At 62.3% G+C, this 25390-nt stretch carries 20 protein-coding genes and 2 tRNA genes; 3 read left to right on the top strand and 19 right to left on the bottom strand.

Features of this window, described 5'->3' with window-relative positions:
* Positions 1-96: 96 nt before the first annotated feature.
* Entirely contained in the window at positions 97-1161 is a 1065-nt protein-coding gene (locus BMW76_RS30565) for a DMT family transporter (protein ID WP_090872032.1), read from the bottom strand.
* A gap of 37 nt (positions 1162-1198) precedes the next feature.
* On the bottom strand, positions 1199-7123 hold the full coding sequence (gene uvrA / locus BMW76_RS30560) for an excinuclease ABC subunit UvrA (RefSeq protein WP_090872030.1): 5925 nt from the start codon (positions 7121-7123) through the stop codon (positions 1199-1201).
* 797 nt (positions 7124-7920) lie between these two features.
* Between uvrA and BMW76_RS30555 the strand changes: the two genes are divergently transcribed.
* Positions 7921-8211 (top strand): DUF3303 domain-containing protein, encoded by a 291-nt coding sequence (locus tag BMW76_RS30555; RefSeq protein WP_090872028.1) that lies wholly within the window; start codon positions 7921-7923, stop codon positions 8209-8211.
* A gap of 191 nt (positions 8212-8402) precedes the next feature.
* Here BMW76_RS30555 and BMW76_RS30550 read toward each other — a convergent pair.
* From BMW76_RS30550 to BMW76_RS30475, 15 genes are all read right to left on the bottom strand, one after another.
* Positions 8403-8479 (bottom strand) — tRNA-Pro (locus BMW76_RS30550).
* 69 nt (positions 8480-8548) lie between these two features.
* Positions 8549-8947 carry a MerR family transcriptional regulator gene (locus BMW76_RS30545; RefSeq protein WP_177200540.1) on the bottom strand — a complete coding sequence of 133 codons (399 nt, stop codon included), beginning with the start codon at positions 8945-8947 and terminating at the stop codon, positions 8549-8551.
* A 55-nt stretch (positions 8948-9002) separates the two neighbouring features.
* Positions 9003-9413 (bottom strand): integration host factor subunit alpha, encoded by a 411-nt coding sequence (locus BMW76_RS30540; protein WP_090872023.1) that lies wholly within the window; start codon positions 9411-9413, stop codon positions 9003-9005.
* Positions 9414-9467: 54 nt separating this feature from the next.
* A complete protein-coding gene (gene pheT, locus BMW76_RS30535; protein ID WP_090872021.1) occupies positions 9468-11900 on the bottom strand; it encodes a phenylalanine--tRNA ligase subunit beta in 2433 nt (810 codons plus the stop codon).
* Positions 11901-12072: 172 nt separating this feature from the next.
* Positions 12073-13086, bottom strand: a complete 1014-nt coding sequence (gene pheS, locus BMW76_RS30530; protein WP_177200539.1) for a phenylalanine--tRNA ligase subunit alpha — start codon at positions 13084-13086, stop codon at positions 12073-12075.
* A gap of 159 nt (positions 13087-13245) precedes the next feature.
* Positions 13246-13605: a 50S ribosomal protein L20 gene (rplT, locus tag BMW76_RS30525; RefSeq protein ID WP_004192938.1), complete on the bottom strand. Its 360-nt coding sequence runs from the start codon at positions 13603-13605 to the stop codon at positions 13246-13248.
* 30 nt (positions 13606-13635) lie between these two features.
* A complete protein-coding gene (rpmI, locus tag BMW76_RS30520) occupies positions 13636-13833 on the bottom strand; it encodes a 50S ribosomal protein L35 (protein WP_090872017.1) in 198 nt (65 codons plus the stop codon).
* A gap of 270 nt (positions 13834-14103) precedes the next feature.
* Positions 14104-14628: a translation initiation factor IF-3 gene (gene infC, locus BMW76_RS30515; RefSeq protein ID WP_081767593.1), complete on the bottom strand. Its 525-nt coding sequence runs from the start codon at positions 14626-14628 to the stop codon at positions 14104-14106.
* A 49-nt stretch (positions 14629-14677) separates the two neighbouring features.
* On the bottom strand, positions 14678-16585 hold the full coding sequence (thrS, locus tag BMW76_RS30510) for a threonine--tRNA ligase (RefSeq protein ID WP_090872015.1): 1908 nt from the start codon (positions 16583-16585) through the stop codon (positions 14678-14680).
* A gap of 273 nt (positions 16586-16858) precedes the next feature.
* Positions 16859-16935: transfer RNA gene (locus BMW76_RS30500), tRNA-Val, on the bottom strand.
* A 124-nt stretch (positions 16936-17059) separates the two neighbouring features.
* A complete protein-coding gene (locus BMW76_RS30495) occupies positions 17060-19300 on the bottom strand; it encodes a RelA/SpoT family protein (protein WP_090872126.1) in 2241 nt (746 codons plus the stop codon).
* A gap of 105 nt (positions 19301-19405) precedes the next feature.
* A complete protein-coding gene (locus BMW76_RS30490) occupies positions 19406-19759 on the bottom strand; it encodes a RidA family protein (protein ID WP_090872013.1) in 354 nt (117 codons plus the stop codon).
* 128 nt (positions 19760-19887) lie between these two features.
* Positions 19888-20808 (bottom strand): alpha/beta fold hydrolase, encoded by a 921-nt coding sequence (locus BMW76_RS30485; protein WP_090872011.1) that lies wholly within the window; start codon positions 20806-20808, stop codon positions 19888-19890.
* A gap of 236 nt (positions 20809-21044) precedes the next feature.
* Positions 21045-21686 (bottom strand): CoA transferase subunit B, encoded by a 642-nt coding sequence (locus tag BMW76_RS30480; RefSeq protein ID WP_090872009.1) that lies wholly within the window; start codon positions 21684-21686, stop codon positions 21045-21047.
* Between the two features lie 2 nt (positions 21687-21688).
* Positions 21689-22393, bottom strand: a complete 705-nt coding sequence (locus BMW76_RS30475; RefSeq protein ID WP_090872008.1) for a CoA transferase subunit A — start codon at positions 22391-22393, stop codon at positions 21689-21691.
* 291 nt (positions 22394-22684) lie between these two features.
* Between BMW76_RS30475 and BMW76_RS30470 the strand changes: the two genes are divergently transcribed.
* Positions 22685-23230, top strand: a complete 546-nt coding sequence (locus BMW76_RS30470) for a PAS and helix-turn-helix domain-containing protein (RefSeq protein ID WP_090872006.1) — start codon at positions 22685-22687, stop codon at positions 23228-23230.
* 62 nt (positions 23231-23292) lie between these two features.
* Here the strand turns inward: BMW76_RS30470 and BMW76_RS30465 are convergent, their stop codons facing one another.
* Positions 23293-23721, bottom strand: a complete 429-nt coding sequence (locus BMW76_RS30465; RefSeq protein WP_090872004.1) for an acyl-CoA thioesterase — start codon at positions 23719-23721, stop codon at positions 23293-23295.
* A gap of 221 nt (positions 23722-23942) precedes the next feature.
* Positions 23943-24719, bottom strand: coding sequence for an SDR family oxidoreductase (locus BMW76_RS30460; RefSeq protein ID WP_090872002.1), 777 nt, complete (start codon positions 24717-24719; stop codon positions 23943-23945).
* A gap of 186 nt (positions 24720-24905) precedes the next feature.
* On the opposite strand from BMW76_RS30460, the gene BMW76_RS30455 reads away from it, so the two are divergent.
* Positions 24906-25390: NAD(P)/FAD-dependent oxidoreductase (locus BMW76_RS30455; RefSeq protein ID WP_143062355.1), on the top strand; the 485-nt coding region annotated here is incomplete at its 3' end.

Raw genomic sequence — 25390 nt, 5'->3', positions numbered from 1 at the left:
GCGTTGCGTCGTCTTTGCTTGTGCGAAGCTGCGTGGACCGGTTCAGTCCGCGCTTCCCGCCCGCATGTGCGCGTCGACGGCATCGGCTGGCCGCCGTCAGTGCTGGTGCCGGTGATGGATATCGGGGAAGTGAGCGTGCGTGTGCGTAATGCGCGCATGACGGTGCGGATGCGTATGCGGCTCCGAACCGTCCCAGTCGAAATCGTGCGCATGCTGATGATGCTCGTCGTGCCGATGCCGATGGTTGTGCTCGAGTATGTCGTGCGTGTGCTCGTGTATGTGGCGCTCGCGCAGATGCAGCCAGATACCAAGTGCCATCAACGCAGCCGCGATCCAGAAGAGTAGAGGCGGCCTCTCGGGCCACAGCGCGAACGAAATGGCGACGCCGAACAACGGCGCCACCGAAAAATATGCGCCCGTGCGGGCCGAGCCGAGATGCCGCAGCGCGACCACGAACAGCACGAGGCTCACGCCGTAGCCCGCAAAACCCGCTGCCATCGACGCGACGATCAGTCCGCCTCCCGGCACGTGCGCGCCCTGCAACAGCGCGATGCCCGCATTCACGGAACCGGCAACCAGCCCCTTGATGCACGCGATAACCATCGCGTCGTTGTTCGAGACCTTGCGCGTCAGATTGTTGTCGATAGCCCAGCACAGGCAGGCAGCGGCGACCAGCGACGCGCCCACTCCCGATCCGCCTCCTCCAGGCTGCCATGACAGCAGCACGCCGCCCGCGACGATCGCGACCATGCCGATAAACACCTGAGCGTCGACGTTCTCGCGGAACACGACCCAAGCGATCAGCGCAGTGAACACGCCTTCCAGGTTCAGCAGCAACGAAGCCGTTGCCGCAGGTGTCGCGTTCAGGCCGAACATCAGAAGCGCCGGTCCGGCCATGCCGCCCGCAGCGATTGCGCCGATCAGCCAGGGCACTTCTGCCAGAGGCATCGGATGCGCGTCTGGATGATCACCGCTCTGCCCGCGCCGCACTCGCCGGATCAGAATCGCGATGGCGAGTCCAACTCCGCTGCCGAGATAGAACAGCCCCGCCACCATGAACGGCGACAACGTACCGAGCAGTGCCTTCGCAAACGGCGTCGTTGCACCGAAGAGGACGGCCGCCAGAATCGCAGTGAGAGCTGCGCTGTAACGTGTGTGCATGACCGTGCCTCTCGTTGTACGCCCTTACCCCTTACCCTTAACCCGCGCTGACTCGCTTGCCGTCGGCGTCCTCGTCGGACATGCCCGCGGCGCGAGCCAGCACCGGCTCCAATGCGCGCCCGGTATGGCTCGCCGCAACGCGCACCAGCCCCTCGGGGTCCGTCGCCGCAACGATCGAACCGCCGCCCACACCGCCTTCCGGCCCGAGATCGATGATCCAGTCGGCTTCCGCGATCACGTCCAGATCATGCTCGATCACGACGACGCTATGCCCCGCATCCGCCAGCCGGTGCAGCACGCGAATCAGCTTTGCGACGTCGGCCATATGCAGACCGACAGTCGGCTCGTCGAGCACGTACAGCGTATGTGGCGCCTTCTGTCCGCGTCGGGTGATGTCGTCGCGCACCTTGCTCAGTTCGGTAACGAGCTTGATGCGCTGCGCCTCGCCACCCGACAACGTCGGCGACGGCTGGCCGAGCGTCAGATAGCCGAGGCCGACGTCCTTCATCAGTTGCAGCGGATGCGCGATGTTCGACATCGACGCGAAGAAGTCGACGGCCTCGTCGATTTCCATCGTCAGCACGTCGCCGATGTTTTTGCCACGCCACGTGACCGCAAGCGTTTCCGGGTTGAAGCGCTGCCCATGACATACGTCGCACGGCACCTTCACATCAGGCAGGAAGCTCATGCCGATCGTGCGCACGCCTTGCCCTTCGCAGGCGGGACAGCGACCCTCGCCCGTATTGAACGAAAAACGCGACGCCGTATAGCCGCGCGCCCGTGCTTCGAGCGTGTCGGCAAAGAGACGCCGGATCGTGTCCCACACGCCGATATACGTGGCGGGACACGAGCGCGGCGTTTTGCCAATCGGCGTCTGATCGACTTCGAGCACGCGGTCGATTGATTCGAAACCGCTGATCGACTCGCAGCCTTGCCACACATGCGTGACGTTCAGCGACGGCTTAGGCGCGCTGCGCGCAAGCACGCTCGACCGGCGGTTCGCCGCAGCCGACTGTTCGTCCTTCCCGGACTGCGCAATCTTGCGGGCGCGCCGGACAGCCGGCGACGACAGCACGGAGCGGCCGACGGCGTCGAGCAGATTCGTCATCAGCACGTCGCGGGCGAGCGTCGATTTGCCGGAGCCGCTCACGCCCGTTACGGCGACGAGGCGCCCCAGCGGAATGCCGACCGTCACGTCGCGCAGATTGTGCAGCGTCGCGCCGTGCACGGTCAGCCAGTTGTCGGGCATGGCCGGCGCGCGTTTCGTCGCGACCGATACCGGGCGCCGCGCCTGCAGCGGATGCAGGATCGGTTGCGCGAGAAACTGGCCCGTCAGCGAACTGGACTGCGCGGACAGATCGCCGACACGCCCCTGCGCAACCAGCGTACCACCACGCTTGCCCGCGCCCGGACCGATATCGATAATGTGATCCGCGCGGCGAATGGTGTCCTCGTCGTGCTCGACGACGACGAGCGTATTGCCCTTGTCGCCGAGCTTGCGCAGCGCGTTCAGAAGAATCTGGTTATCGCGCGGATGCAAACCGATCGTCGGTTCATCGAGCACATAGCAGACGCCCTGCAGATTGCTGCCGAGTTGCGCGGCGAGACGGATACGCTGCGCTTCGCCGCCCGACAGGCTAGGCGCCGCCCGATCGAGACTCAGATAACCGAGGCCCACTTCTTCGAGGAACTGCAACCGGCTGCCGATTTCGCTGATCACGTCGCGCGCGATCTCGGCGTCGCGGCCTTGCAGTTCGAGCCCATCGATCCAGCGGCGCGTGTCCGACACGGTCCACTGGGCGACGTCGACGATGGACGTTTCGTCGAACGTCACCGCGCGTGCGGACGTATTGAGGCGCGTACCGTGGCAATCCGGACACGGCTCTTCGCCTACGCCCTCCGGCTCCTGCTCGTCCGACGGCAGGGTCTGTTCGCGGCCGCGATTGTCGTCGACGAGCACGGTGTCGTCATAAGCCGCGCGCTGCTCGCGCGTCAATGCGAGTCCCGTACCGACACAGGTCGTGCACCATCCGTGCTTGCTGTTATACGAGAACATGCGCGGATCGAGTTCAGGATAGCTGGTGCCGCACACCGGGCACGCCCGCTTGACGGAGAGCACCTTCACTTCGCCGACATGAGCGGTCGTGCCGTTGCCGGTCATCGCATGTTCGAGGCCATCGAGCGGCGCGAGCAGATGCATGACGCCCTTGCCCGACTCGAGCGTTTCGTCGAGCAGGCGGCGCAATTCCGCTTCCTTGTCCGCCGACACGACAATGTCGCCGACGGGCAGTTCGATCGTATGTTCGCGGAAGCGGTCGAGCTTCGGCCACGGATCGACGGGCACGAACTCGCCATCGACGCGCAGATGCGTATTGCCGCGCGCCTTCGCCCACTTCGCAAGGTCGGTATAGACGCCCTTCCGGTTCACGACGAGCGGCGCGAGCAGACCGACGTGTTCGCCTTTGTAATCACGCGTCAATTGGGCGACGATCGATTCCACGCTTTGCGACGTGACGGGCGCACCGTCATGGATGCAGTGCTGGATGCCGAGCTTCACATACAACAGACGCAGGAAGTGCCACACCTCCGACGTGGTCGCGACGGTGCTCTTGCGCCCACCGCGCGACAGACGCTGTTCGATCGCGACGGTTGGCGGAATGCCGTACACCGCGTCGACTTCGGGACGCCCTGCCGGCTGCACGATCGAGCGCGCATACGCGTTCAGCGACTCCAGATAGCGGCGCTGCCCTTCGTGGAACAGGATGTCGAATGCGAGCGTCGACTTGCCGGAACCCGACACGCCCGTGATCACGTTGAACTTGCCGTGCGGAATATCGACATCGAGCGCTTTCAGGTTGTGCTCGCGGGCGTTCACGATGCGCACGACGTCTTCGCCTTCCACTGCACGCCGCGCGCGCGCTGCATTCAGCACTGTTTGTAGCGGCGTGCCCTGCGTTGCGGCTTCGGCTAGTTCGGCTGCTTCCGTCGGCTCGATAGCGCGACCGATCGCCCCGTCGTATTGCACGAGCGCTGCGCCCGTGTGTGAATCGGGGCATCGCTTGATGTCTTCCGGCGTGCCCGCGCACACGACGAGGCCGCCGCCGTCGCCGCCTTCCGGACCGAGGTCGATCAGCCAGTCGGCCGCGCGAATCACGTCGAGGTTATGTTCAATCACGATCAGCGAATGACCGCCCGCGAGCAGCTTGCCGAACGCCTGCATCAGCTTGGCGATGTCGTCGAAATGGAGACCCGTGGTCGGCTCGTCGAACATGAAAAGACGCGCCGCGCTCGCCTGCTTCGTGCCGCCGCGGGCCGTGCGCGCCTGAGCGGTTTCGGCGAGAAAGCCAGCGAGCTTGAGCCGCTGCGCCTCGCCGCCCGACAGTGTCGGCACTGGCTGGCCTAGCTTCACGTATTCGAGACCGACGTCGACGATGGGCTGCAACACGCGCAACACTTCACCGTCACCGGCAAACAGGCCGACGGCCTCGTGCACCGTCAGTTCAAGCACGTCGGCAATGCTCAGCTCGCGCCCTTCGCGCTCGATCTTCACTTCGAGCACTTCGGGCCTGTAGCGGCTGCCGTCGCAGTCCGGACAGCGCAGATAGACGTCGCTCAGGAACTGCATTTCGATGTGTTCGAAGCCTGAGCCGCCGCAAGTCGGACAACGGCCGTCGCCCGAATTGAAGCTGAACACGCCTGCGCCATAGCCGCGTTGCAGCGCGAGCGGCGCCTTCGCGAACAGCTTGCGGATTTCGTCGAACGCGCCGACGTAGCTTGCCGGATTCGAGCGCGTCGTCTTGCCGATGGGCGACTGATCGACAAACACGGCGTCGCTGATGTGCTCGACGCCCGTCAGGCTTCGATGCGCGCCAGGCGCTTCCGTGGCCTTGCCGAGTTGCCGCGACAGCGCGGGATTCAGCACGTCCTGGATCAGCGTCGATTTGCCCGAGCCCGAAACACCCGTCACGCACACGAGACGCTGCAACGGAATTTCGACTGTCACATCGCGCAGATTGTGCTGACGCGCGCCTTCCAGCACGATACGCGGCGTGCTTTCGTCGACGGGTCGCCGCGCCCAGTGCGCCGCGTCCGCGACATGCTTGCGCCCGCCCAGATACTCGCCCGTCAGCGTGCCGGCCGAACGGATGTTATTGGGCGTGCCGTCGTAAACGATCCTGCCGCCGCGCTCGCCCGGTCCGGGTCCCATGTCGATCAGACGATCGGCGGCCAGCATCACGGACGGATCGTGTTCGACGACGACGAGTGTATTGCCCGCATCGCGCAGACGTTGCATCGCCTCGACAATCCGGTTCAGGTCGCGCGGGTGCAGGCCGATACTCGGTTCATCAAGCACGAAGAGCGTCTTGGTCAGAGACGTGCCCAGAGCGGTGGTCAAGTTGATCCGCTGCACCTCGCCGCCGGAAAGCGTGCGGCTCTGGCGATCCAGCGTCAGATAGCCCAGCCCCACGTCGCACAGATATTTGAGGCGTGTGCGCACTTCGGCGAGCAGCAGTTTCAGCGCGTCGTCGAGCAGTGCGCTCGGCAGCGTTATCTCATCAAAAAAGCGCCGGATACGCTCGATGGGCAGCAGCATCAGATCGTGGACCGTCAGGCCCGGTAACGCTTCGAGCTGCGCGCGTTCCCAGTCGACGCCGCGCGGCATGAAGCGCTGCGGCGGCTCGAGCACGGCGTCCGCGTTCCGGGTCGAGCCGAGGCGCCACAGCAGCGATTCCGTTTTCAGACGCGCGCCGCCGCATGTCTCGCACGGCGTGTAGCTGCGATATTTCGACAGCAGCACGCGGATGTGCATCTTGTACGCTTTCGATTCGAGGTAGCCGAAAAAGCGCTTCACGCCGTACCACTGCTTCTGCCAGTCGCCATCCCAATCCGGCGAGCCGTTGATGACCCAGTCGCGCTCGGCTTCGGTGAGCTCGGACCAACGCGTGTCGCGGCGAATGCCCGCTTTCGCCGAATAGCGCATCAGGTCATCCTGGCATTCTTTCCAGGCGGGCGTCTGCATCGGCTTGATCGCGCCGCCGCGCAGCGTCTTGCGCTCGTCGGGAATCACCAGGCCCAGGTCGACGCCGATGACGCGCCCGAAGCCCCGGCAGGTGTCGCACGCGCCGTAGGCCGAGTTGAACGAGAACAACGCGGGCTGCGGTTCGGCGTAGCGCAGGTCGCTGTCGGGGTTGTGCAGGCCCGTCGAGAACCGCCAGATCTGCTGTCCGGCCGGCTCGCCTTGCGTGCCTTCCTGCGCCAGCACATACACGTTCACGCGTCCGCCGCCGCGCTTCAGAGACGCCTCGATCGCTTCGACCACGCGGGCCTTTTCGATCTGATGGAGACGGAAGCGATCGGCTACGACGTCGAGCACCTTGCGCATGCCCGTAGGCGACGGAATTTCACGCTGCGCCTGAACCCGCGTGTAGCCGCTCGCGGAAAGCCATTGCTCGACTTCCGCTTCGCTCGTCGACTCCGGCAACTCGACGGGGAACGTGACGACGATGCGCGGATCGTCGCCCGTCGTGCGCGCGCTCAGTTCGGCGTAAATCGTTTCCGGCGAATCGTGGCGAACGGCCTGTGCCGTCTTTCGATCGAACAGCTCGGCCGCGCGTGCGTAGAGCAGCTTCAGATGGTCGTTCAGCTCCGTCATCGTACCGACCGTCGAACGCGAGCTGCGCACCGGGTTCGTCTGGTCGATCGCGATAGCGGGCGGCACGCCGTCGACGCGGTCGACCTGCGGCCGGTCCATCCGGTCGAGAAACTGGCGGGCATAAGCGCTGAAGGTTTCGACGTAGCGCCGCTGCCCTTCCGCGTACAACGTGTCGAACACGAGGCTCGACTTGCCCGAGCCCGACGGTCCCGTCACGACGGTCATTTCGCCCGTGCGCAGGTCGAGATCGACGTTCTTCAGGTTGTGCTGGCGTGCGCCTCGAATTCGGATCGTTCCGTTAGATGACAATTTGACTGTCCGTCTGAATGAGTTGCCGGGGCATGCTGGCCGTGGTTGCGGCCACGGCTGCGCACCGCGGGATGGGAACAGGCGCGCGGCCTGTTCTCGAACTGTCTTCCGCGGTTCCGGATAGGTGAATACTATACTGTATGTTTATACAGTTTTGCACGGCGAGTGCACTACGTTCGAGCGGCAAATGGCATAAGCCAAATGATCGGTTTCTGACGCACTCAAGCGCGGCGCGGCTTAGGGGCAATTCAAAGCCGGATCGACACGTTTGCGCGGTTCGCATCGCGTCGAAAAAGAAAAAACCCGGCGAAGCACCGGGTTCGAATGGCCGTCCCCCACAGCCCTCGGGCGAAGGCTGATCGGCCGCTTACCACACGCCACCTGGCACCCTTGCGGCGGTCGAATGCGCATCGACGATGGTCTTCGTCTGGTTCGCCCCCCAGCGGACCAAGAAGCGTCGGACGACTCCTCGCAGCACCTACAGCATCGTCCGAACGCCGAAATACTCTATGAGCGCAGCCTTAACGGAAACTTAAAGCAGCGGATACGCTCGGCCGAATGCGGGAAGTCGCAAAGAACTCGATCGTCATAGCTGCTTCGCCAATGGAAGTTGCACTGGCGCTGCCTATCATTTCTTTGAGCGAGCTTTAGAGCGCCACGGTGGCTGCACGGAATGTTGGATAACGTAGGACGAATTCGCGTCCGATGCAGGTTCCCACGCGCCGCGCGCTGCGGCGTCTGTCACGGTGACGGCTTGCCACTGGCCGGCACTGTCGCGAGTCGAGTGGAGGTCTCCAATGAAGTTCATTGTTCAGTGGAACGGGCAACCGACGGCGCAGCAATCGGCCATCGAACGGTTCATGAAAACGGGTGGCGCGTTGCCGCCCGATGGCATCAAGATGCTCGGACGATGGCATACGATCGGCGAACTGAGCGGGTGCGCGATCATCGAGGCCGACAACACCGCGCCCATGGCGGCTTGGATGCTGCAGTGGGGCGATATCTTCGAGTTCACCATCTCGCCCGCTGTCACCGATGAGGAACTCGGGGCGGCACTCGGGGCGTATCAGGCTCAGGCGGGCAAGTGAGGTGGCGAAGCCTTGTCCGCTGACCGCTTCGGGGCATGCGTGGGTTGGCGGCGGTGGTCGAGCGGGTTAATCAGGATACCGATGCACTTGTGTCTTGTGTCTTCCTGCTCTACATATGTGCTGACCATGGCGCACGTACGACACAACGAAAAAAGGACTTACGGCTTTCACCGTAAGTCCTTTTGTCCATCTGGTCGGGGCGAGAGGATTTGAACCTCCGACCACCTGCACCCCATGCAGGTACGCTACCAGGCTGCGCTACGCCCCGAAAGCGTGAAATTATAACAGACACTTCACGCGAATAGAACTGCAACAATCGACAACCGCAATAAATTCTTCAATGTCCGAGCAGGTCGATCACCTGCAACAACTCCTTGCGCAACTGGTCGACGTCGACGGTAGCGGTGGTCGGCTGGACGACCGTCCCTTCGACGGCTTCGTCCTCGCCTTCCTGTCCCTGCACGGCGCCATGCGAATCGAGCCTGTTGCGCGCACCGTTGATCGTGAAACCCTGCTCGTACAACAGCTCGCGGATTCGCCGGATCAGCAGCACTTCATGATGCTGGTAGTAACGGCGATTGCCCCGGCGCTTCACCGGACGCAACTGCGTGAACTCCTGCTCCCAGTACCGCAGCACATGTGGCTTCACGCCGCACAGTTCGCTGACTTCACCGATCGTGAAGTAGCGCTTCGCGGGAATCGGAGGCAAGACGACTTTTTCCATCGTCGCTGTCATCGTCAGTTAGCGGTCGGTTAAACCGTCGTAGTGGTTGCGCGGGCGCGCGATGCGATCAGCGCGCGAAGCTCTCTTCGGCGCCGTTCTCAACCAGCGCCTTCAGCTTTTGACTTGCATGGAACGTCACGACGCGGCGCGCGGCGATAGGAATCGCCTCGCCCGTTTTCGGATTTCTGCCGGGACGCTGCGGCTTGTCGCGCAACTGGAAGTTGCCGAAGCCGGACAGCTTCACGCTGTCGCCGCCCTCAAGCGCGTCGCGAATCACTTCGAAGAACGCTTCGACCATGTCCTTCGCTTCCCGCTTGTTGAGCCCGACATTGTCGAACAGCAGTTCCGCAAGCTCAGCCTTGGTGAGCGTCGGTGCTTCGGCCGACGCGCTGGAGGTCGATGAAGGAATATCGCGAATCATGGCGCTACGTTGCGCCGAAAGAAGGGCTTCGAAATCACTCGAGTTCATTTCATTCATATCTGTCAAATGGCGCGTCAACCACAACGGAACATGCGGAGCAACCGTTATCGGCTATCCGCGCAACCGGGCGCCATACACTCGAGCAAGACGATCCACCAAAGTCTGAATGGCCAAATCGACCGTTTCATCCTGAAGGGTCCCACCAGTATCTTGCAAGGTTACACGGAACGCAAGGCTTTTCTCGTGCGCCGCCAGCCCGCCGGAAGTATTTGATTTTGCACGAAATTCATCGAAAAGCGCAACCCTTTGAATGGTCTTGCATGCGTCTTCGGACAACGCCTTTTGCATCTCGTCGAAGAGCGCCTGAACCTCGACCTTCTGGTCCACGACGATCGCGATATCGCGCCGTACCGGCGGGAATTTCGATACTTCCGTCGTACTCGGCAACGTACGTTGCATCAGCGCTTGCGCATCGACTTCGAACACAATCGGCGCATGCGGCAGATCGTACTTCTGCATCCAGCGCGGATGTAGTTCGCCAATCCAACCGACAGCGCGGCCATCGAGTTCGACACGCGCGCTGCGTCCCGGATGCAGCGCCGGATGCTCCGCCTTCACGAAGCGTGCAACGGCAGGCGCAAGCAGCGCTTCGAGATCGCCCTTCACATCGAAGAAATCGACGGCACGCGTCGCCGCGCCCCACTGCTCTTCGACGACGGGACCATATGCGAGCCCGCCGATGATCTTCGGCTGCGCGAAGCCTTCGACAGCGAGTTCGCCGGCCTTCACCGACGTGTCCTGCAGGAACACGCGGCCCGCTTCGAACACGCGGATACGATCCGCGCGACGGTTCAGGTTGTGGCGCAGCACGTTGATCAGGCTGCCGAACAGTGTCGTGCGCATCACCGACAGCTGGCTCGCGATCGGATTCAGCAGACGCACCGGGTTGTCGTTGCCGGCGAAATCCTGCTCCCATTCGGCATCGACGAAGCTGAAGTTCACCGTTTCCGCGTAGTCGCGCGCGGCCAGCGCATGACGCAGTGCATGGATCGAACGCTGCGTCTCGTTCGTGCGGCGCATTTCGCTGCGGGCAACGGGCGGGTGCGCCGGAATCTTCTCGAAGCCGTAAATGCGCGCGACTTCTTCGATCAGGTCTTCTTCGATTTCGATATCGAAGCGATAAGGCGGCGGCGTCACGAGGAAGTCGTCGCCTTCGCGCTCGAACGGCAGGCCGAGGCGCGTGAAGATCTGTGCGATCTCATCCGCGCCGATCGCAACGCCGATGATGCGATTCGCGCGTGCGACCCGCAGCTTGACGGGCTCGCGCTTCGGCACATTGACGATCTGGTCGTCGACGGGACCGGCCTCGCCGCCGCAGATATCGAGGATCAGTTGCGTGATGCGCTCGATATGCTCGACGGTCGTCGCGTAATCGACGCCGCGTTCGAAGCGATGGCCCGCGTCCGTCGAGAAGTTGTACCGGCGCGAGCGGCCGCGAATGCTATCAGGCCACCAGAAGGCCGCTTCGAGATAGATGTTCGTGGTATTGAGCGTAACGGCCGTGCTGTCGCCCCCCATGATGCCCGCGAGACTTTCGATATGGCGGTCGTCGGCGATCACGCCGACCGTCTCGTCCACTTCGACCGTGTTGCCGTTCAGCAGCTTGAGCGACTCGCCGCGCTTGCCCCAGCGCACGTCCATGCTGCCGTGGATCTTGTCCAGATCGAACACGTGCGACGGACGGCCGAGCTCGAGCATCACGTAGTTCGAGATGTCGACCATTGCGGAAATGCTTCGTTGACCGGAACGTTCGAGACGCTCGACCATCCACGCGGGCGACTTCGCGCGCGCATTGACGCCGCGAATCACGCGCCCCGAGAAACGGCCGCACAAATCCGGCGCCGAGATCTTCACGGGCAGCGTTTCTTTCAGCTTCACTTCGACGGGCTTGATCTCCAGCGGACGCAGCGGCGCGCCCGTGATCGCAGCCGTCTCGCGCGCGACGCCGAACACGGACAGGCAATCGGCCTTGTTCGGTGTCAGCTTGATTTCGAAGACGGTATCGTCGAGATTCAGCGTTTCGCGGATGTCCTGGCCGATCGGCGTATCTTCCGGCAGGATCAACAGGCCGCTATGATCGTCCGACAGCTTCAGTTCGCGCGCCGAGCACAGCATGCCCTCGCTCTGCACGCCACGCAGCTTCGACAGTTTGATCGCGAACGGCGCGCCGCCCTCTTCCGCTGGCGGCAACTGCGCGCCCACCAGCGCAACGGGCACCTTGATGCCGGGCGCCACGTTGGGCGCGCCGCACACGATGTTCAGCGTCGCGCCCGTGCCGGCGTCGACCTGACACACGTTGAGCTTGTCGGCGTCGGGGTGCTTGACGACTTCGAGCACGCGGCCCACCACGATCTTCGACGTCGGCGGCGCAGCGGGGCGCAGGTCTTCGACTTCGAGACCGGCCATCGTCAGGGCGTGCGACAACTCTTTCGTCGTCAGTTGCGGATCGACAAAGGTTCTGAGCCAGGATTTCGGGAATTGCATGGTTCTGTACGTTCTAAACAGGTTGTGTCCGCATCCGGCCGATACGTCGGCATCGGGCCAGAGGCGCTGTTTGCGGCGGGGCAATCATGATGCTGGACGCCGGGCCGCTCTCGTAGCGTGCCTAAAGCTTGAGCCTGAGTGTGATGACGCTCGCGCTCAGGCTCTCACTGCGTCAGGCGAACTGACGCAGGAAACGCAGGTCGTTTTCAAAGAACAGACGCAGGTCCTGAACGCCATAGCGCAACATGGTCAGACGCTCGAGCCCGCTGCCAAACGCAAAGCCGATGTAACGCTCGGGGTCGAGGCCCATGTTGCGGATTACCGTCGGGTGAACCTGGCCCGAGCCCGAAATTTCGAGCCACTTGCCGGCGTTCTTGCCCTGCTCGAACATCATGTCGATCTCGGCGGACGGCTCAGTGAATGGGAAATACGAAGGACGGAAGCGCACGAGAATATCGTCGCGCTCAAAGAATTTCTTGAGGAAATCGGTGTAGACGCCCTTCAGATCGGCAAAGCTGATGTTCTCGTCGATCCACAGGCCTTCCACCTGGTTGAACATTGGCGAGTGCGTCGCGTCGCTGTCGACGCGATACGTGCGTCCCGGCACGATCACCTTGATGGGCGGCGTGTTGGTGCGCGCGTAGCGGACCTGCATCGGGCTGGTATGCGTGCGCAGCAGCAGCGGACGGCCTTCGGCGTCCTTGCCGTCGACGTAGAAGGTATCTTGCATCGAACGCGCCGGATGGTTCTCCGGGCTGTTCAGCGACGTGAAGTTGTACCAGTCGGTCTCGATCTCGGGGCCGTCGGCGACATCGAAGCCGATCGTGCGGAAGATCTGCTCGACACGCTCCCACGTATGCATCACGGGGTGCAGGCTGCCCGTGCCTATGCCGCGGCCGGGCAACGTGACGTCGATGGCTTCAGCGGCAAGACGCTGGTTGAGCAGTGCGTCGGCCAGCGCCTGACGGCGCGTCGTCAGCGCGGCTTCGACCTGCTGCTTGGCGATGTTGATCCGCGCGCCTTCCGTCTTGCGCGCTTCGGGATCAAGCTTGCCCAGCCCCTTCAACAGTTCCGTCAGCGCACCCGACTTGCCGAGAAAGCGTGCCTTCTCGTTTTCGAGCGTGGTGACGTCGGAGGCTTGTTCAAAGGCGCTTTGCGCGTCGGCGACAATCTGGTCCAGATCCATTGATCCCATCTTTTCAACGTCAGTATTCAATCAAAGTAAAACTGGCTCGACCAACAAAAAAGGGGCTCGGTGAGGAGCCCCGTTTTTGTTGCAGCGTCACCGGGACTACCGGACTGTTCGCTGCAACGAACCACGCAGTACTAGATGCTAACAGCGCAATCAGGCTGCAACGGCGGCCTTCACCTGCTTGACGATCGCAGCAAAAGCAGCCTTGTCGAACACAGCCATGTCGGCCAGCACCTTGCGGTCGAGTTCGATCGACGCCTTCTTCAGGCCGTTGATGAACACGCTGTACGTCATGTCGTGCTGACGCACCGCCGCGTTGATACGCGTGATCCACAGTGCGCGGAACACACGCTTCTTGTTGCGGCGATCGCGGTAGGCGTACTGGCCTGCGCGCATGACCGCCTGCTTGGCGATGCGATAGACGTTATTGCGGCGGCCGCGGTAACCCTTGGCCAGGTTGATGATCTTCTTGTGGCGGGCCCGTGCGGTAACCCCACGTTTGACTCGAGGCATGTTTCGCTCCTATGAGTGTCGGTTAAGGGGTTAGGCGAACGGCAGCATCGCGCGTACGGAGTTCAGATCAGCATCATGAACTGCCGTGGCGCCGCGCAGGTGACGCTTGTTCTTGGTGGTCTTCTTGGTAAGAATGTGGCGCTTGAAGGCTTGACCGCGCTTGACGGTACCGCCCGGACGAACCACGAAGCGCTTTGCAGCGCTCTTCTTGGTCTTCATCTTCGGCATGACAACTACTCCATTATTTGATGGACATGGGTGTGCGGTCAGCTCAGAAAGCCCTCACCCGCCCTTCGAAACCCACTCCACTTGGTATGCAGCAAGCCTGAGCTACTGGCCGCTGCCTTTTCGGGAAAGACGCCCGCTGTACGACAAAATTGCGGTCGACTTTCCGAAACCTGCTTCGTTGCCGTCCTATCGAGACGGCTCACTGACTCTCAACCTTTCCAACTTTCGACAAACGGGCTGCGCATGTTCAGATGCACAGCGGACGTCTGCTTACTTCTTTTTCTTCGGCGCCAGCACCATGATCATCTGGCGGCCTTCCATCTTGGGCATTTGCTCGACCTGACCGACTTCATCCAGGTCGGTGCGCAGGCGTTCGAGCATGCGCATGCCGATTTCCTGGTGAGCCATTTCGCGGCCACGGAAACGCAACGTGATTTTCGTCTTGTCGCCATCTTCGAGGAAGCGGACAAGGTTACGCAGCTTGACGTTGTAGTCACCGTCATCCGTACCGGGCCGGAATTTGACTTCCTTGACCTGGATGACCTTCTGCTTGAGCTTGGCCTCGTGCTGCTTCTTCGCTTCCTGGTACTTGAACTTGCCGTAGTCCATCAGGCGGCAGACAGGCGGAACCGCTTGCGGCGCGATTTCGACCAGATCCACATCCTGCTGTTCCGACAAGCGGAAAGCTTCAGCGAGTTTTACGATGCCGAGCGGTTCGTTGTCGACTCCGACCAGACGCACTTCGGGCGCAGTGATTTCACCGTTGATGCGATGCGACGACTTATCAGTAGCGATGTTACGTTTCCTCTAAAGATTAAAAAAACGAGCCGCGCTGCCAGGTGGTCTAGTTGAACGTCTGTACGTCCTGACGCAGACGCTCGCTGAAGGCATCGACGGACATCACGCCCAGATCGACGCCGCCACGGGCACGCACGGCTACCGTTTGTGCATCACGCTCCTTGTCGCCGACGACCAGCAAATACGGCACCTTTTCAAGCGTGTGCTCGCGTATTTTATAGCTAATCTTCTCGTTGCGCAAATCGGCTTCCACTCTAACCCCTTGTTTTTGCAACGATTGAGCCAGAGATTGGGCGTATTCCGCCTGACTTTCGGCGATATTCATCACCACGACCTGCATCGGCGCCAGCCATACGGGCATTGCACCAGCATGGTGCTCGATCAGAATGCCAAGGAAACGCTCCATTGATCCGACGATTGCCCGGTGCAGCATGATCGGCCGGCGGCGGCTGTTGTCTTCTGCCACGTACTCGGCACCCAGGCGCTCCGGCAGGACCATGTCGAGTTGCAACGTGCCGCATTGCCACGAGCGGCCGAGCGCGTCCTTGATGTGATATTCGACCTTCGGACCGTAGAACGCGCCCTCGCCCGGCAATTCTTCCCACGTCACGCCGCAGGCAGTCAGCGCGTCGCGCAGCCCCTGCTCGGCGCGGTCCCAGATTTCGTCCGTGCCCGCGCGCGCGTCGGGGCGCAGCGACAGCTTGATCTCGACATTGTCAAAACCGAAGTCCTTATAGACGCTCATCGCCAGCGTGTTGAACGCGATCGATTCGCTGATGAACTGGTCTTCCGTACAGAAGATGTGCGCATCGTCCTGGACGAATCCGCGCACGCGCATCAGACCATGCAGCGCGCCCGACGACTCGTTGCGATGACACGAACCGAACTCTGCATAACGCAGCGGCAGATCGCGATACGAGCGCAAGCCGTGATTGAACACCTGCACGTGGCCCGGGCAGTTCATCGGCTTGATTGCGTAGTCGCGCTTTTCCGACTCCGTCGTGAACATGTTTTCACGATAGTTCTGCCAGTGACCCGACGCTTCCCACAGCGAGCGGTCCATGATCATCGGCGTCTTGATCTCGAGATAGCCCGCTTCGTTCACACGACGACGCATGTACTGCTCGACCTGCTGCCACAGCGTCCATCCGCGCGGATGCCAGAACACCATGCCCGGCGACTCGTCCTGCATGTGGAACAGGTCCAGTTGCTTGCCGAGCTTGCGGTGATCGCGCTTTTCCGCCTCTTCGAGCATGTGCAGATACGCGTCCTGGTCTTCCTTCTTCGTCCAGGCCGTCCCGTAGATACGCTGCAACTGCTCGTTCTTCGAATCTCCGCGCCAGTACGCACCCGCGACCTTCATCAGCTTGAAGACCTTAAGCTTGCCCGTCGACGGCACGTGCGGGCCGCGGCACAGGTCCGTGAAGCCGCCGTGCGCGTACAGCTTGATTTCGTCGCTGGCGGGAATCGATTCGATGATCTCGGCCTTGTACTTTTCGCCGATGCTCTTGAAGTACTCGACGGCCTCATCGCGCGACACGACACGACGCGACACCGGTTCGTCTTTCTTCGCGAGCTCCTGCATGCGTTTTTCGATCTTCTCGAGATCTTCGGGCGTGAAAGGACGGCTGTACGAAAAGTCGTAGTAGAAGCCGTTATCGATCACCGGCCCGATCGTCACCTGCGCTTCCGGGAAAAGATCCTTCACCGCGTAAGCGAGCAGGTGCGCCGTCGAGTGGCGAATGATGTCGAGACCGTCCGCGTCCTTGTCCGTGACAATCGCGAGCGACACGTCGTGATCGATCAGCGCGGACGTATCGACCAGTTCGCCGTCGATCTTGCCGCCGAGCGCAGCCTTCGCGAGACCGGGGCCAATCGATGCAGCCACTTCGGCGACAGTCACAGGGTGCTCGTACTGTCGAACGGAACCATCGGGCAGTCGTATCGAAACCATTGCGTTCTCCGTAATGCCGGCAGGCGGCGGCACATGCAACAAGCGCTAAAGACAAAAAAAATGCGGCCCCGCTTTCGAGGGGCCGCATTCACATTTCTGCAAGCTACTGCAAACAACAAGGGCGAAAGTGGTCCTCGACTAGCGTCGCTCCGAAACGGTTCCGGTCAACGTTCGCGGTGTCATAACCATGTTCGCCTGATTCGCTCTTTACGCCGAAGCGCTCATTGCTACTCGCGTTTGCGAAACCTCGGCAAGCCGAAGTTTCAGATTCGTTGGTAGGCTCGATTGGACTCGAACCAACGACCCCCACCATGTCAAGGTGGTGCTCTAACCAGCTGAGCTACGAGCCTAGAGAAACGAGATTATATGGAGCACAGAGAAAGTTGGCAAGCGTTTTTATGCGTCGGCACCAAAATATCGATGCGTGTGCGCACGCGCGCGGCAATGGTCATCACGAGCGCATTTCCAACGGCATCACTTGCGCGTCGCCCTGACGACGCCCGTCACTTCCCCCAGCATCGCGCACGCACGCTGGATCTGCGCGGCGCTCGACACTTCTACAGTGAACTGCATGAACGCCGCGTTGCGCCGTGACTGCGACTTCACGCCGATCACGTTCATCTTCTCGCGCGCAAACACTTCGGAAATGTCGCGCAACAAACCCTGCCGGTCAGTTGCCTCGATCGACAGGTCGACGGGATACACCGACTTGCCGCGCCCGCTCATCACATCGGCGGACCACGCGGTTTGCAGCACGCGCTCCGGTGCGCGCTCGGCCATACGCCGGAACGTCGGGCAGTCGCTGCGATGAATCGACATGCCTTTGCCGCGCGTCACGAAACCGGCGATGTCATCGGGCGGCGCCGGACGGCAGCAACGCGCGAGTTGCGTCAGCAGCGCATCGACGCCGACGACGAGCACGCCCGTCGACGCGCCATGTGCGACGCTCGCGCCGCTACTGCGCTTCTCGAACTGCTCGGGCGCCTCGACGACAGGCTCGGCGGGCGGCGCATCGCTGAGCGCCTGTTCGACGAGCCGCAAGCTGAACTCTTCCTTGCCGACCACCGAGAACAAATCCTCGGGCGACTTGAAGCCGAGCTTCGACGCCAGCTGATCGAGACTGACGGATGTCTTGCCTTCGCGCTGCAAGGTCTTTTCAACCATCGCGCGCCCGGTGGCGACGTTCTCCTGCGCTTCGACGGCATTGAACCACGCACGTACCTTCTGACGCGCGCGGCTGCTTTGCAGGTAGCCGAGTTGCGGGTTGAGCCAGTCGCGCGACGGGCCGCCCTCCTTGACGGCGACGATCTCGACCGTCTGCCCGTTCTGCAAGGGCGTATTCAACGGCACCATTGCGCCGTCGACGCGCGCCCCACGGCAACGATGCCCCAGTTCGCTATGCAGGTGATAGGCGAAGTCGAGCGGCGTCGAGCCCTGCGGCAACGGAATCACGCGTGCCTGCGGCGTGAGCGTGTAGATGTGGTCGTCGTCGAGCGTCGCCTGGCGCAACTGCTCCCATGGCTTCGCCGCGCCCTTGTCGCCGTGCTTGCCTTCGGACACATCGTCCTTCCACGCAAGCAGTTGACGCAGCCATGCAATCTTCTCGTCGTATTTCTCACTGGCGCTGAACTGGCCGCCATAGCCGCGCGTGCCGGCCTCCTTGTAGCGCCAGTGCGCGGCCACGCCATATTCGGCGAACCGATGCATCTCCTGCGTGCGGATCTGCACTTCGAACGCGCGGCCGTCGTCGCCGATCACAACCGTATGCAGCGACTTGTAGCCGTTCGGCTTGGGCCGCGAGATGTAGTCGTCGAACTCCCTCGGCACTGGCTGCCACAGGTTGTGCACGATGCCGAGCACCGTGTAGCAGTCCTTGATGTCGGGCACGATCACGCGAAATGCGCGCACGTCGTAAAGCTCGGCGAAGTCGAGCTCTTTGCCGCGCATCTTGCGCCAGATGCTGTAGATGTGCTTCGGCCGGCCGCTCACTTCGGCTTCGATGTGCGCGGCCGCCAGCTCCCGCTGCAGCCGCGCGATCGCTTCGGCGACATAGGTTTCGCGTTCGACGCGCTTCTCGTCGAGCAGCTTCGCGATGCGCTTGTACGTCTGCGGCTCTTCGAAGCGGAACGCGAGATCTTCGAGCTCCCACTTCAGTTGCCAGATGCCGAGGCGGTTCGCGAGCGGCGCGTAGATGTCGAGCGTCTCGCGCGCCACATCGGGTGACGGCGTGATCTTCGCCGCCGCGTAATAGCGCATCGATTGCAGCCGCGACGCGAGCCGGATCAGCACGACGCGTATGTCCTGCGCGAACGCGAGCAGCATCTTGCGCAGCGCTTCGACCTGCGCGCGGCGCGCGGCCTGCGCGTCGCGGCCCGCCTCGGGCATCGCGTTCTGCGCAGCGCGCATGCTCACGGTGCCGAGGCGCAACAGCTTGCGCACGTCGCTCACCAGTTGCGCGACTTCCTCGCCGAAATTATCGGCGATGGTTTGCTCCGGGCTCTCGAGATGCGGCGTCAGCGAGAACAGCGCCGCCGCCAGCACGGCGGGCGGATCGACGTTGAGCGTGCGCATGATGGAAGCCGTGCCCGCCGCGTGATCGGCGAGCAACTCGCCCGACGACAGCCGCGCGTCACCTGCGTGCTCGCGCACGAACGCAAGCGCGTCGTCGAAGGACGGCGTCGGGTTCGGAGCAGTCGTGACAGTATCGCTATTCATCGTGAAGCGGCCCGCGGCTTCCGCGGGCGAGGAGGCCAATGCAAATGCGTGAAGCGTATGTTTCGTATGTTGCGTGTGTCGCGTATCTCGTGTGTATGGCCCGTATCAGCTGCGCTGTGCGGCGACCACGACCACTTCGACGAGGCACTTCGGATTCGCGAGTTTCGCTTCGACGGTTGCGCGCGGCGGCGTGTTGCCTTGCGCGACCCACTCGTCCCACACGGCGTTCATGCCGGCGAAGTCCGCCATATCCGCGATATAGATCTGCACCGAAAGCAGATGCGCCTTGTCGCTGTTGGCTTCACCGAGCAAACGGTCGATGTGGCCGAGCACTTCGCGCATTTGACCGGCGATGTCCTGGTCGGTGTCCTCGGCGATCTGGCCAGCCAGATAGACCGTGCCGTTATGCACAGCGGTTTCCGAAAGACGCTTGCCGACGTGATGACGAATGACTGCCATGAAATTTCCTGTCCGTTGTGAATGAAGAGTGAACCGACGCTGCATGATGTTCGTTTTGCGCGCGCTATGCGCGATGCGCCCATCGTGATCGAACAGCAGTCGAACTGCGCCCGCGCGCCAATCTCATATTATGACGCGTCGGCGCCTTTCCCGATGAAGAACCGTTTCGCAATGTCGATCTGATCAGCGGAAAGAAAAGCCGGCGCATGGCCTACTCCCGGGATTTCGACGCTCGAGACATTGCGCCCCTTCTCGACCATCTTCGCGACCGTTTCGCGCGACAGCAGATCCGATTGCTCGCCGCGTACGACGAGCACGGGCCCTTCGGTCGAAGCAAGCGACTGCCATAACGCCGCCTCGCCGAGTGCCGCCAGTTCGGGCGTGGTCTGCGCAAACGGCTCCGCGATGCGCGGATCGTAGCGAAAGCGCCAGGCGCCGTCGCGCTCGTGCACAAGCGGCGTGTTGATCTCGCGCCATTCGTCCGGCGTCAACGGCCCGAACGATTGAGCGAGCAACCCGGCGTGATCGATCGCTTCCTGCTGCGTGGCGAACGACACCGGCTGCCCGAGATAGCTGCCGATGCGTTCGATGGCGACCGGTTCCACATGCGGGCCGACATCGTTGACGATCATCTTGCGTATCGGCGAGTCCTTCAGCCCGGCGAAGGCCATGCCGATCAGCCCGCCCATCGACGTGCCGAACCAGTCCACCGTCTCGACGCCGAGCCGCGCGATCAGCGTGACCATATCGCCGACGTATTGCGGGATGCCATAGTAAGTAGGGTTGGCGAGCCACGAAGACAAGCCACGCCCGACCACATCCGGACACACGACGCGATACACGGGGGACAGCGCCGCCGCGAGCCGGTCGAAGTCGCGGCCAGAACGCGTCAGCCCATGCACGCACACGAGCACGCGGGGGTTATCGGGCGCGCCCCATTCGGTGTACGCGATGCGATGCAGCCCGGCAGGACTCGCGCATTGCACATAGCGCTGACGGGGCACGGAGGTGTCGACAACGGGCGAAACGGCGACGGGCGTAGCGGTCATCAGAGTTCCCTCGATCGAAAGGCTGCAGCGTGCATGAAAGGCGCACGGAACACGACCGATTCTAAACCGCTTCGTCTCGCGCGCTCATCGGCGTAAAGGCATAGGACGAAAGCACAAAGCCAGCGAACACGGGTCTCGAGGCACAAGACAAAAAAAGCGGGCGCGACTTGCATCGCGCCCGCTTTTCGACAACTGCTTTCGATAACTGTTTTCGACGCAAGGTCGAACGAACAAACTCAGCTCACTGCGCTCGTATCGAGCGGCGCGCCCGTCTTCGCCTTGATCTCGTCGACGCTCACGCCGTCAGCCAGTTCGACCAGTTTCAGGCCGCCATCGACCACGTCGATCACGCCCAGGTCCGTGATGATGCGGTCGACCACGCCCACGCCCGTCAACGGCAGCGTGCATTCTTCGAGGATCTTGTGCTGGTCGCCCTTCGCGACGTGCTCCATCAGCACGACGACGCGCTTGACGCCCGCCACCAGATCCATCGCGCCGCCCATGCCCTTGATCATCTTGCCGGGGATCATCCAGTTCGCCAGATCGCCCTGCTTGCTGATCTGCATCGCACCGAGAATCGCCAGGTTGATGTGACCGCCGCGAATCATCGCGAACGAATCGGCCGACGAGAAAATCGACGAGCCCGGCAGCGTCGTCACTGTCTGCTTGCCGGCGTTGATCAGGTCCGCGTCCACTTCCTCTTCGTACGGCGACGGGCCGATGCCGAGCAGACCGTTCTCCGACTGCAGCCACACTTCCATGCCCGCCGGCACGTGGTTGGCGACGAGCGTCGGCAGCCCGATGCCGAGGTTCACATAAAAGCCGTCTTGCAGTTCCTGCGCCGCGCGCGCGGCCATCTGGTCACGATTCCAAGCCATGTTTACTCTCCTTTCGCGCGGACGATGCGTTGTTCGATGCGTTTTTCCGGGTGCGCGTTCAGCACGAGGCGCTGCACGAAGATACCCGGCGTGTGGATCGCGTCCGGATCGAGTTCGCCCGTCTCGACGATCTCTTCGACTTCCGCGACCGTGATCTTGCCCGCCATTGCACACATCGGATTGAAGTTGCGTGCGGTGCGGCGGAAGATCAGATTGCCCGACTTGTCGGCCTTCCACGCCTTGACGAGCGCGACGTCGGCTGTCAGCGAGCGTTCGAGCACGTAGTGGTTGTCGCCGAACTGGCGCGTTTCCTTGCCTTCCGCGATGACCGTGCCGAAGCCCGTGTTCGTGAAGAACGCCGGAATGCCCGCGCCGCCCGCGCGCAGCTTTTCGGCGAGCGTGCCTTGCGGCGTGAATTCCAGCTCGAGTTCGCCCGCCAGATACTGGCGCTCGAATTCCTTGTTCTCGCCGACGTACGACGAGATCATCTTCCTGATCTGGCGCGTCTCCAGCAGCAGGCCGAGGCCGAAGCCGTCGACGCCCGCGTTGTTGCTGATGCAGGTGATGCCCTTCACGCCCGAGTCGCGCAGGGCGGCGATCAGCGCTTCAGGAATGCCGCACAGCCCAAAGCCGCCGACGGCGAATGTCTGCCCGTCCTTGACGATGCCTTCGAGCGCGGAAGCCGCGCTTGCGTAGACTTTATTCATCAGTGTGTCCCTTCCTTGATTGGATACCCGAAAATCCGGATCAATGCGACGCCGTTCTTGTGTCGACTCGCGCCCGCTCCTGCTCACCGCTGCGCTTGCACGAGCCGGCTGCCGGGGCGCTGCGGGCACAGCCCGAAACGTCATTCTAGTCATCTGCGGCGAACGGTGGCGCGATACGGACAAATCCTCGCCGCGCCAGCCGCGCATCTTGTGATGTGCCGAAAGGGTACGATGCGGCGCTGTTGCGGCACAATACGCAAAAATACATAAGTAGTCGCACCCTCTGATTTCATGCCCGAACTGGATTACCAAACCGCGTTTCATCTTGCGCCGATCGGCCTCGTGCTGTCGCGCGAGCGGATCATCGAGGACTGCAACGACCAGGTCGCCGCCATCTTCCGCCGTTCGCGCGAGTCGTTGCTGGGGCAATCGTTCGCGGTGCTGTATCCGTCGCCGGATGAATTCGAGCGCATCGGCGAGCGCATCCCGCCCATCATGACGGCGCAAGGCAGCTACGCCGACGACCGCATCATGAAGCGCGCGAATGGCGAGCTGTTCTGGTGCCATGTGACGGGGCGCTCGCTCGATCTATCGGTGCCGCATGCAGCGGGCGTCTGGACCTTCGAGGATCTGAGCGCGACGCGGCGCGTCGCCGTCGAGCTGACGCCGCGCGAGCGCGAGATCGCCGCGCAGCTGGTGACGGGGAAAACGAGCAAGCAGATCGGCCGGATTCTCGACATCAGCTCGCGGACAGTGGACGTCTACCGCTCCCGGCTGATGCGCAAATACGGCACGGGCAACGCGACTGAACTGCTGCAGCGCCTGCTCGGCAATTGACTGTCGACTGCAAAAAAGCGCCGGCAGCGAGAGCCGGCGCGCATCGAACGGGAAGGTAAGGCTCAGGCCTTGACGAGCTGGGCGCTTTCGATGGTCGAGCGCAGCAGATCGGGAAGCGGCATCGACTTGCCTGCCGCGTAGTCGATCCACACGCACTTCGCGGAGCCGCGTGCGTACAGCGTGTCGGGGTCGTCTGCGCGAAACAGTTCGAAGCGCGTATCGAAGCTGCTGCGGCCCGGCGTGCCCACCGTCATGCGGCCGATCACGTCGCCAGGATAGTGCAGCTGCTTCAGGAATTCCATCGACGCATTGACGATCACGGGCCCCTGCCCTTCGCCGTTGCCGCCCGCAATGCCGATCTGCTCGAACCAGGAAATCCGCACCTGCTCCATGTAACGGAAATAGACCGTGTTGTTCACATGGCCGAACGCGTCCATGTCGCCCCAGCGGATCGGCATCGACATTTCAAAAACGGGGTGGTAATCGCTCATCGCACTTCTTCTACGGTTTGAATCTGAATCGTGAAAACGGAACTGCACGGGCCGCATCCGGTAACGGACGCACGACCCGCCAATTGCAGCGGCTAAAGGGGTTCTTGCAACGTCGGCGCCGCGCGGGCGCCGCACATGGGCGTCAATGATCGCGCTTTTCGCGCGCTTCTGCTCCGAAGCTAACAGGCAAGCGTGTCAGCCAAACGATTGCCTGCCGCCGTTTACGAAAGACCGAAACCATCATCGGCGGCGATCACCGAGCCGTTGATGAACTGCGATTCGTCGGCGGCGAGCAGCAGCAACAGTCCGTCGAGATCTTCCGGCTTGCCCACGCGATGGCGCGGCAGCATCGAAATCAGCTTTTGCCCCTGATCGGTCGACCAGTGATGGTGATTGATCTCGGTATCGATGTAACCGGGGCAGATCGCATTGACGTTGATGCCGTGCCGGCCCCACTCCTGCGCCATCGCTTTCGTCATATGGACGACGGCCGCCTTGCTCATCGAGTAGAGCCCGATCTGCGGCAACACGCGCAAGCCCGCCACCGACGCGATATTGATGATCCGATACGGCGGTTTGTTCGAACCGCCGCCGCGCATGATCATCCGCTTGGCCACTTCCTGCGCGACGAAGAATGCGCCGCGCGTATTCGTGTCGAACACGTATTCGAAGTCCGCGGGGGTCACGTCGGTCAACTTTTGCGTCGTCGATACGCCCGAATTGTTGACGAGAATATCGATCGTGCCCGCTTCTGTCTCCGCGTGTGCGACGGCCGACTTGATGCTCTGATAGTCGGTCACGTCGAGCGAGACGACATGCGCAGCCCCGCCCGACGCCTCGATCTCGGCGCGCAATTCCTTCAGACGTTCGATGCGTCGGCTTGCCAGCACGACCTTTGCGCCCGCTTGCGACAGCACCATGGCAAACCGCTTGCCCAGTCCACTCGATGCGCCCGTAATCAGCGCCACCTTGCCTTCCAGATTGATCGAACGGCCCATTGTCGTTTTCCTTGGAACATGGATGTGACGGAGTGCATGCCCACGCGCCGCGCAGGCATAGGGGTCAGTCCTCAGTCACCATAATAGTACGATCGTGCTAATCTTGCCTCTTTGTGTTGCAGCGTAGGGATCGTTCAATGACAATACGATCCCGAAAAAAGCATTCTAACGGTAAGAGGAGCATCAATGACCCCCGCAAGCCTGATCGAGCAGTACGGCCCGCGCGAATCGATGGAATATGACGTCGTGATCGTCGGCGGCGGCCCCGCGGGCCTGTCGGCGGCTATTCGTCTGAAGCAGCGCGCGGCGGAAAAAGGCGTCGAGATCGGCGTCTGCGTGCTCGAAAAGGGCTCGGAGATCGGGGCACATATCCTCTCGGGCGCCGTGATGGACCCGCGCGCGTTGAATGAACTGATTCCGGACTGGAAGGAAAAAGGCGCGCCGCTCGACGTCGAAGTAACGGAAGACCGCTTCCTGTTCCTCTCCGAAACGGGCGCGAAGGCCGTGCCGAACTGGGCGCTGCCGGACAACTTCAGGAATCACGGCAACTATGTGATCAGCCTCGCGAATGTCACGCGCTGGCTCGGGCAGCAGGCCGAAGCGGTGGGCGTCGAGATCTTCCCGGGCTTTGCGGCGGCGGAAGTGCTGTACAACGACGATGGCTCCGTCAA

It is taken from the genome of Paraburkholderia diazotrophica (assembly GCF_900108945.1).
GTDB lineage: Bacteria > Pseudomonadota > Gammaproteobacteria > Burkholderiales > Burkholderiaceae > Paraburkholderia > Paraburkholderia diazotrophica.
This window is presented reverse-complemented; position numbering and strand designations above follow the sequence as displayed.

Excerpts from the sequence above, each read along its gene's own strand:
- BMW76_RS30565 (WP_090872032.1), bottom strand. The coding sequence starts at position 1,161 with ATGCACACACGTTACAGCGCAGCTCTCACTGCGATTCTGGCGGCCGTC.
- BMW76_RS30555 (WP_090872028.1), top strand. The coding sequence starts at position 7,921 with ATGAAGTTCATTGTTCAGTGGAACGGGCAACCGACGGCGCAGCAATCG.
- BMW76_RS30545 (WP_177200540.1), bottom strand. The coding sequence starts at position 8,947 with ATGACAGCGACGATGGAAAAAGTCGTCTTGCCTCCGATTCCCGCGAAG.
- BMW76_RS30540 (WP_090872023.1), bottom strand. The coding sequence starts at position 9,413 with ATGAATGAAATGAACTCGAGTGATTTCGAAGCCCTTCTTTCGGCGCAA.
- pheT (WP_090872021.1), bottom strand. The coding sequence starts at position 11,900 with ATGCAATTCCCGAAATCCTGGCTCAGAACCTTTGTCGATCCGCAACTG.
- pheS (WP_177200539.1), bottom strand. The coding sequence starts at position 13,086 with ATGGATCTGGACCAGATTGTCGCCGACGCGCAAAGCGCCTTTGAACAA.
- rplT (WP_004192938.1), bottom strand. The coding sequence starts at position 13,605 with ATGCCTCGAGTCAAACGTGGGGTTACCGCACGGGCCCGCCACAAGAAG.
- rpmI (WP_090872017.1), bottom strand. The coding sequence starts at position 13,833 with ATGCCGAAGATGAAGACCAAGAAGAGCGCTGCAAAGCGCTTCGTGGTT.
- thrS (WP_090872015.1), bottom strand. The coding sequence starts at position 16,585 with ATGGTTTCGATACGACTGCCCGATGGTTCCGTTCGACAGTACGAGCAC.
- BMW76_RS30495 (WP_090872126.1), bottom strand. The coding sequence starts at position 19,300 with ATGAATAGCGATACTGTCACGACTGCTCCGAACCCGACGCCGTCCTTC.
- BMW76_RS30490 (WP_090872013.1), bottom strand. The coding sequence starts at position 19,759 with ATGGCAGTCATTCGTCATCACGTCGGCAAGCGTCTTTCGGAAACCGCT.
- BMW76_RS30485 (WP_090872011.1), bottom strand. The coding sequence starts at position 20,808 with ATGACCGCTACGCCCGTCGCCGTTTCGCCCGTTGTCGACACCTCCGTG.
- BMW76_RS30480 (WP_090872009.1), bottom strand. The coding sequence starts at position 21,686 with ATGGCTTGGAATCGTGACCAGATGGCCGCGCGCGCGGCGCAGGAACTG.
- BMW76_RS30475 (WP_090872008.1), bottom strand. The coding sequence starts at position 22,393 with ATGAATAAAGTCTACGCAAGCGCGGCTTCCGCGCTCGAAGGCATCGTC.
- BMW76_RS30470 (WP_090872006.1), top strand. The coding sequence starts at position 22,685 with ATGCCCGAACTGGATTACCAAACCGCGTTTCATCTTGCGCCGATCGGC.
- BMW76_RS30465 (WP_090872004.1), bottom strand. The coding sequence starts at position 23,721 with ATGAGCGATTACCACCCCGTTTTTGAAATGTCGATGCCGATCCGCTGG.
- BMW76_RS30460 (WP_090872002.1), bottom strand. The coding sequence starts at position 24,719 with ATGGGCCGTTCGATCAATCTGGAAGGCAAGGTGGCGCTGATTACGGGC.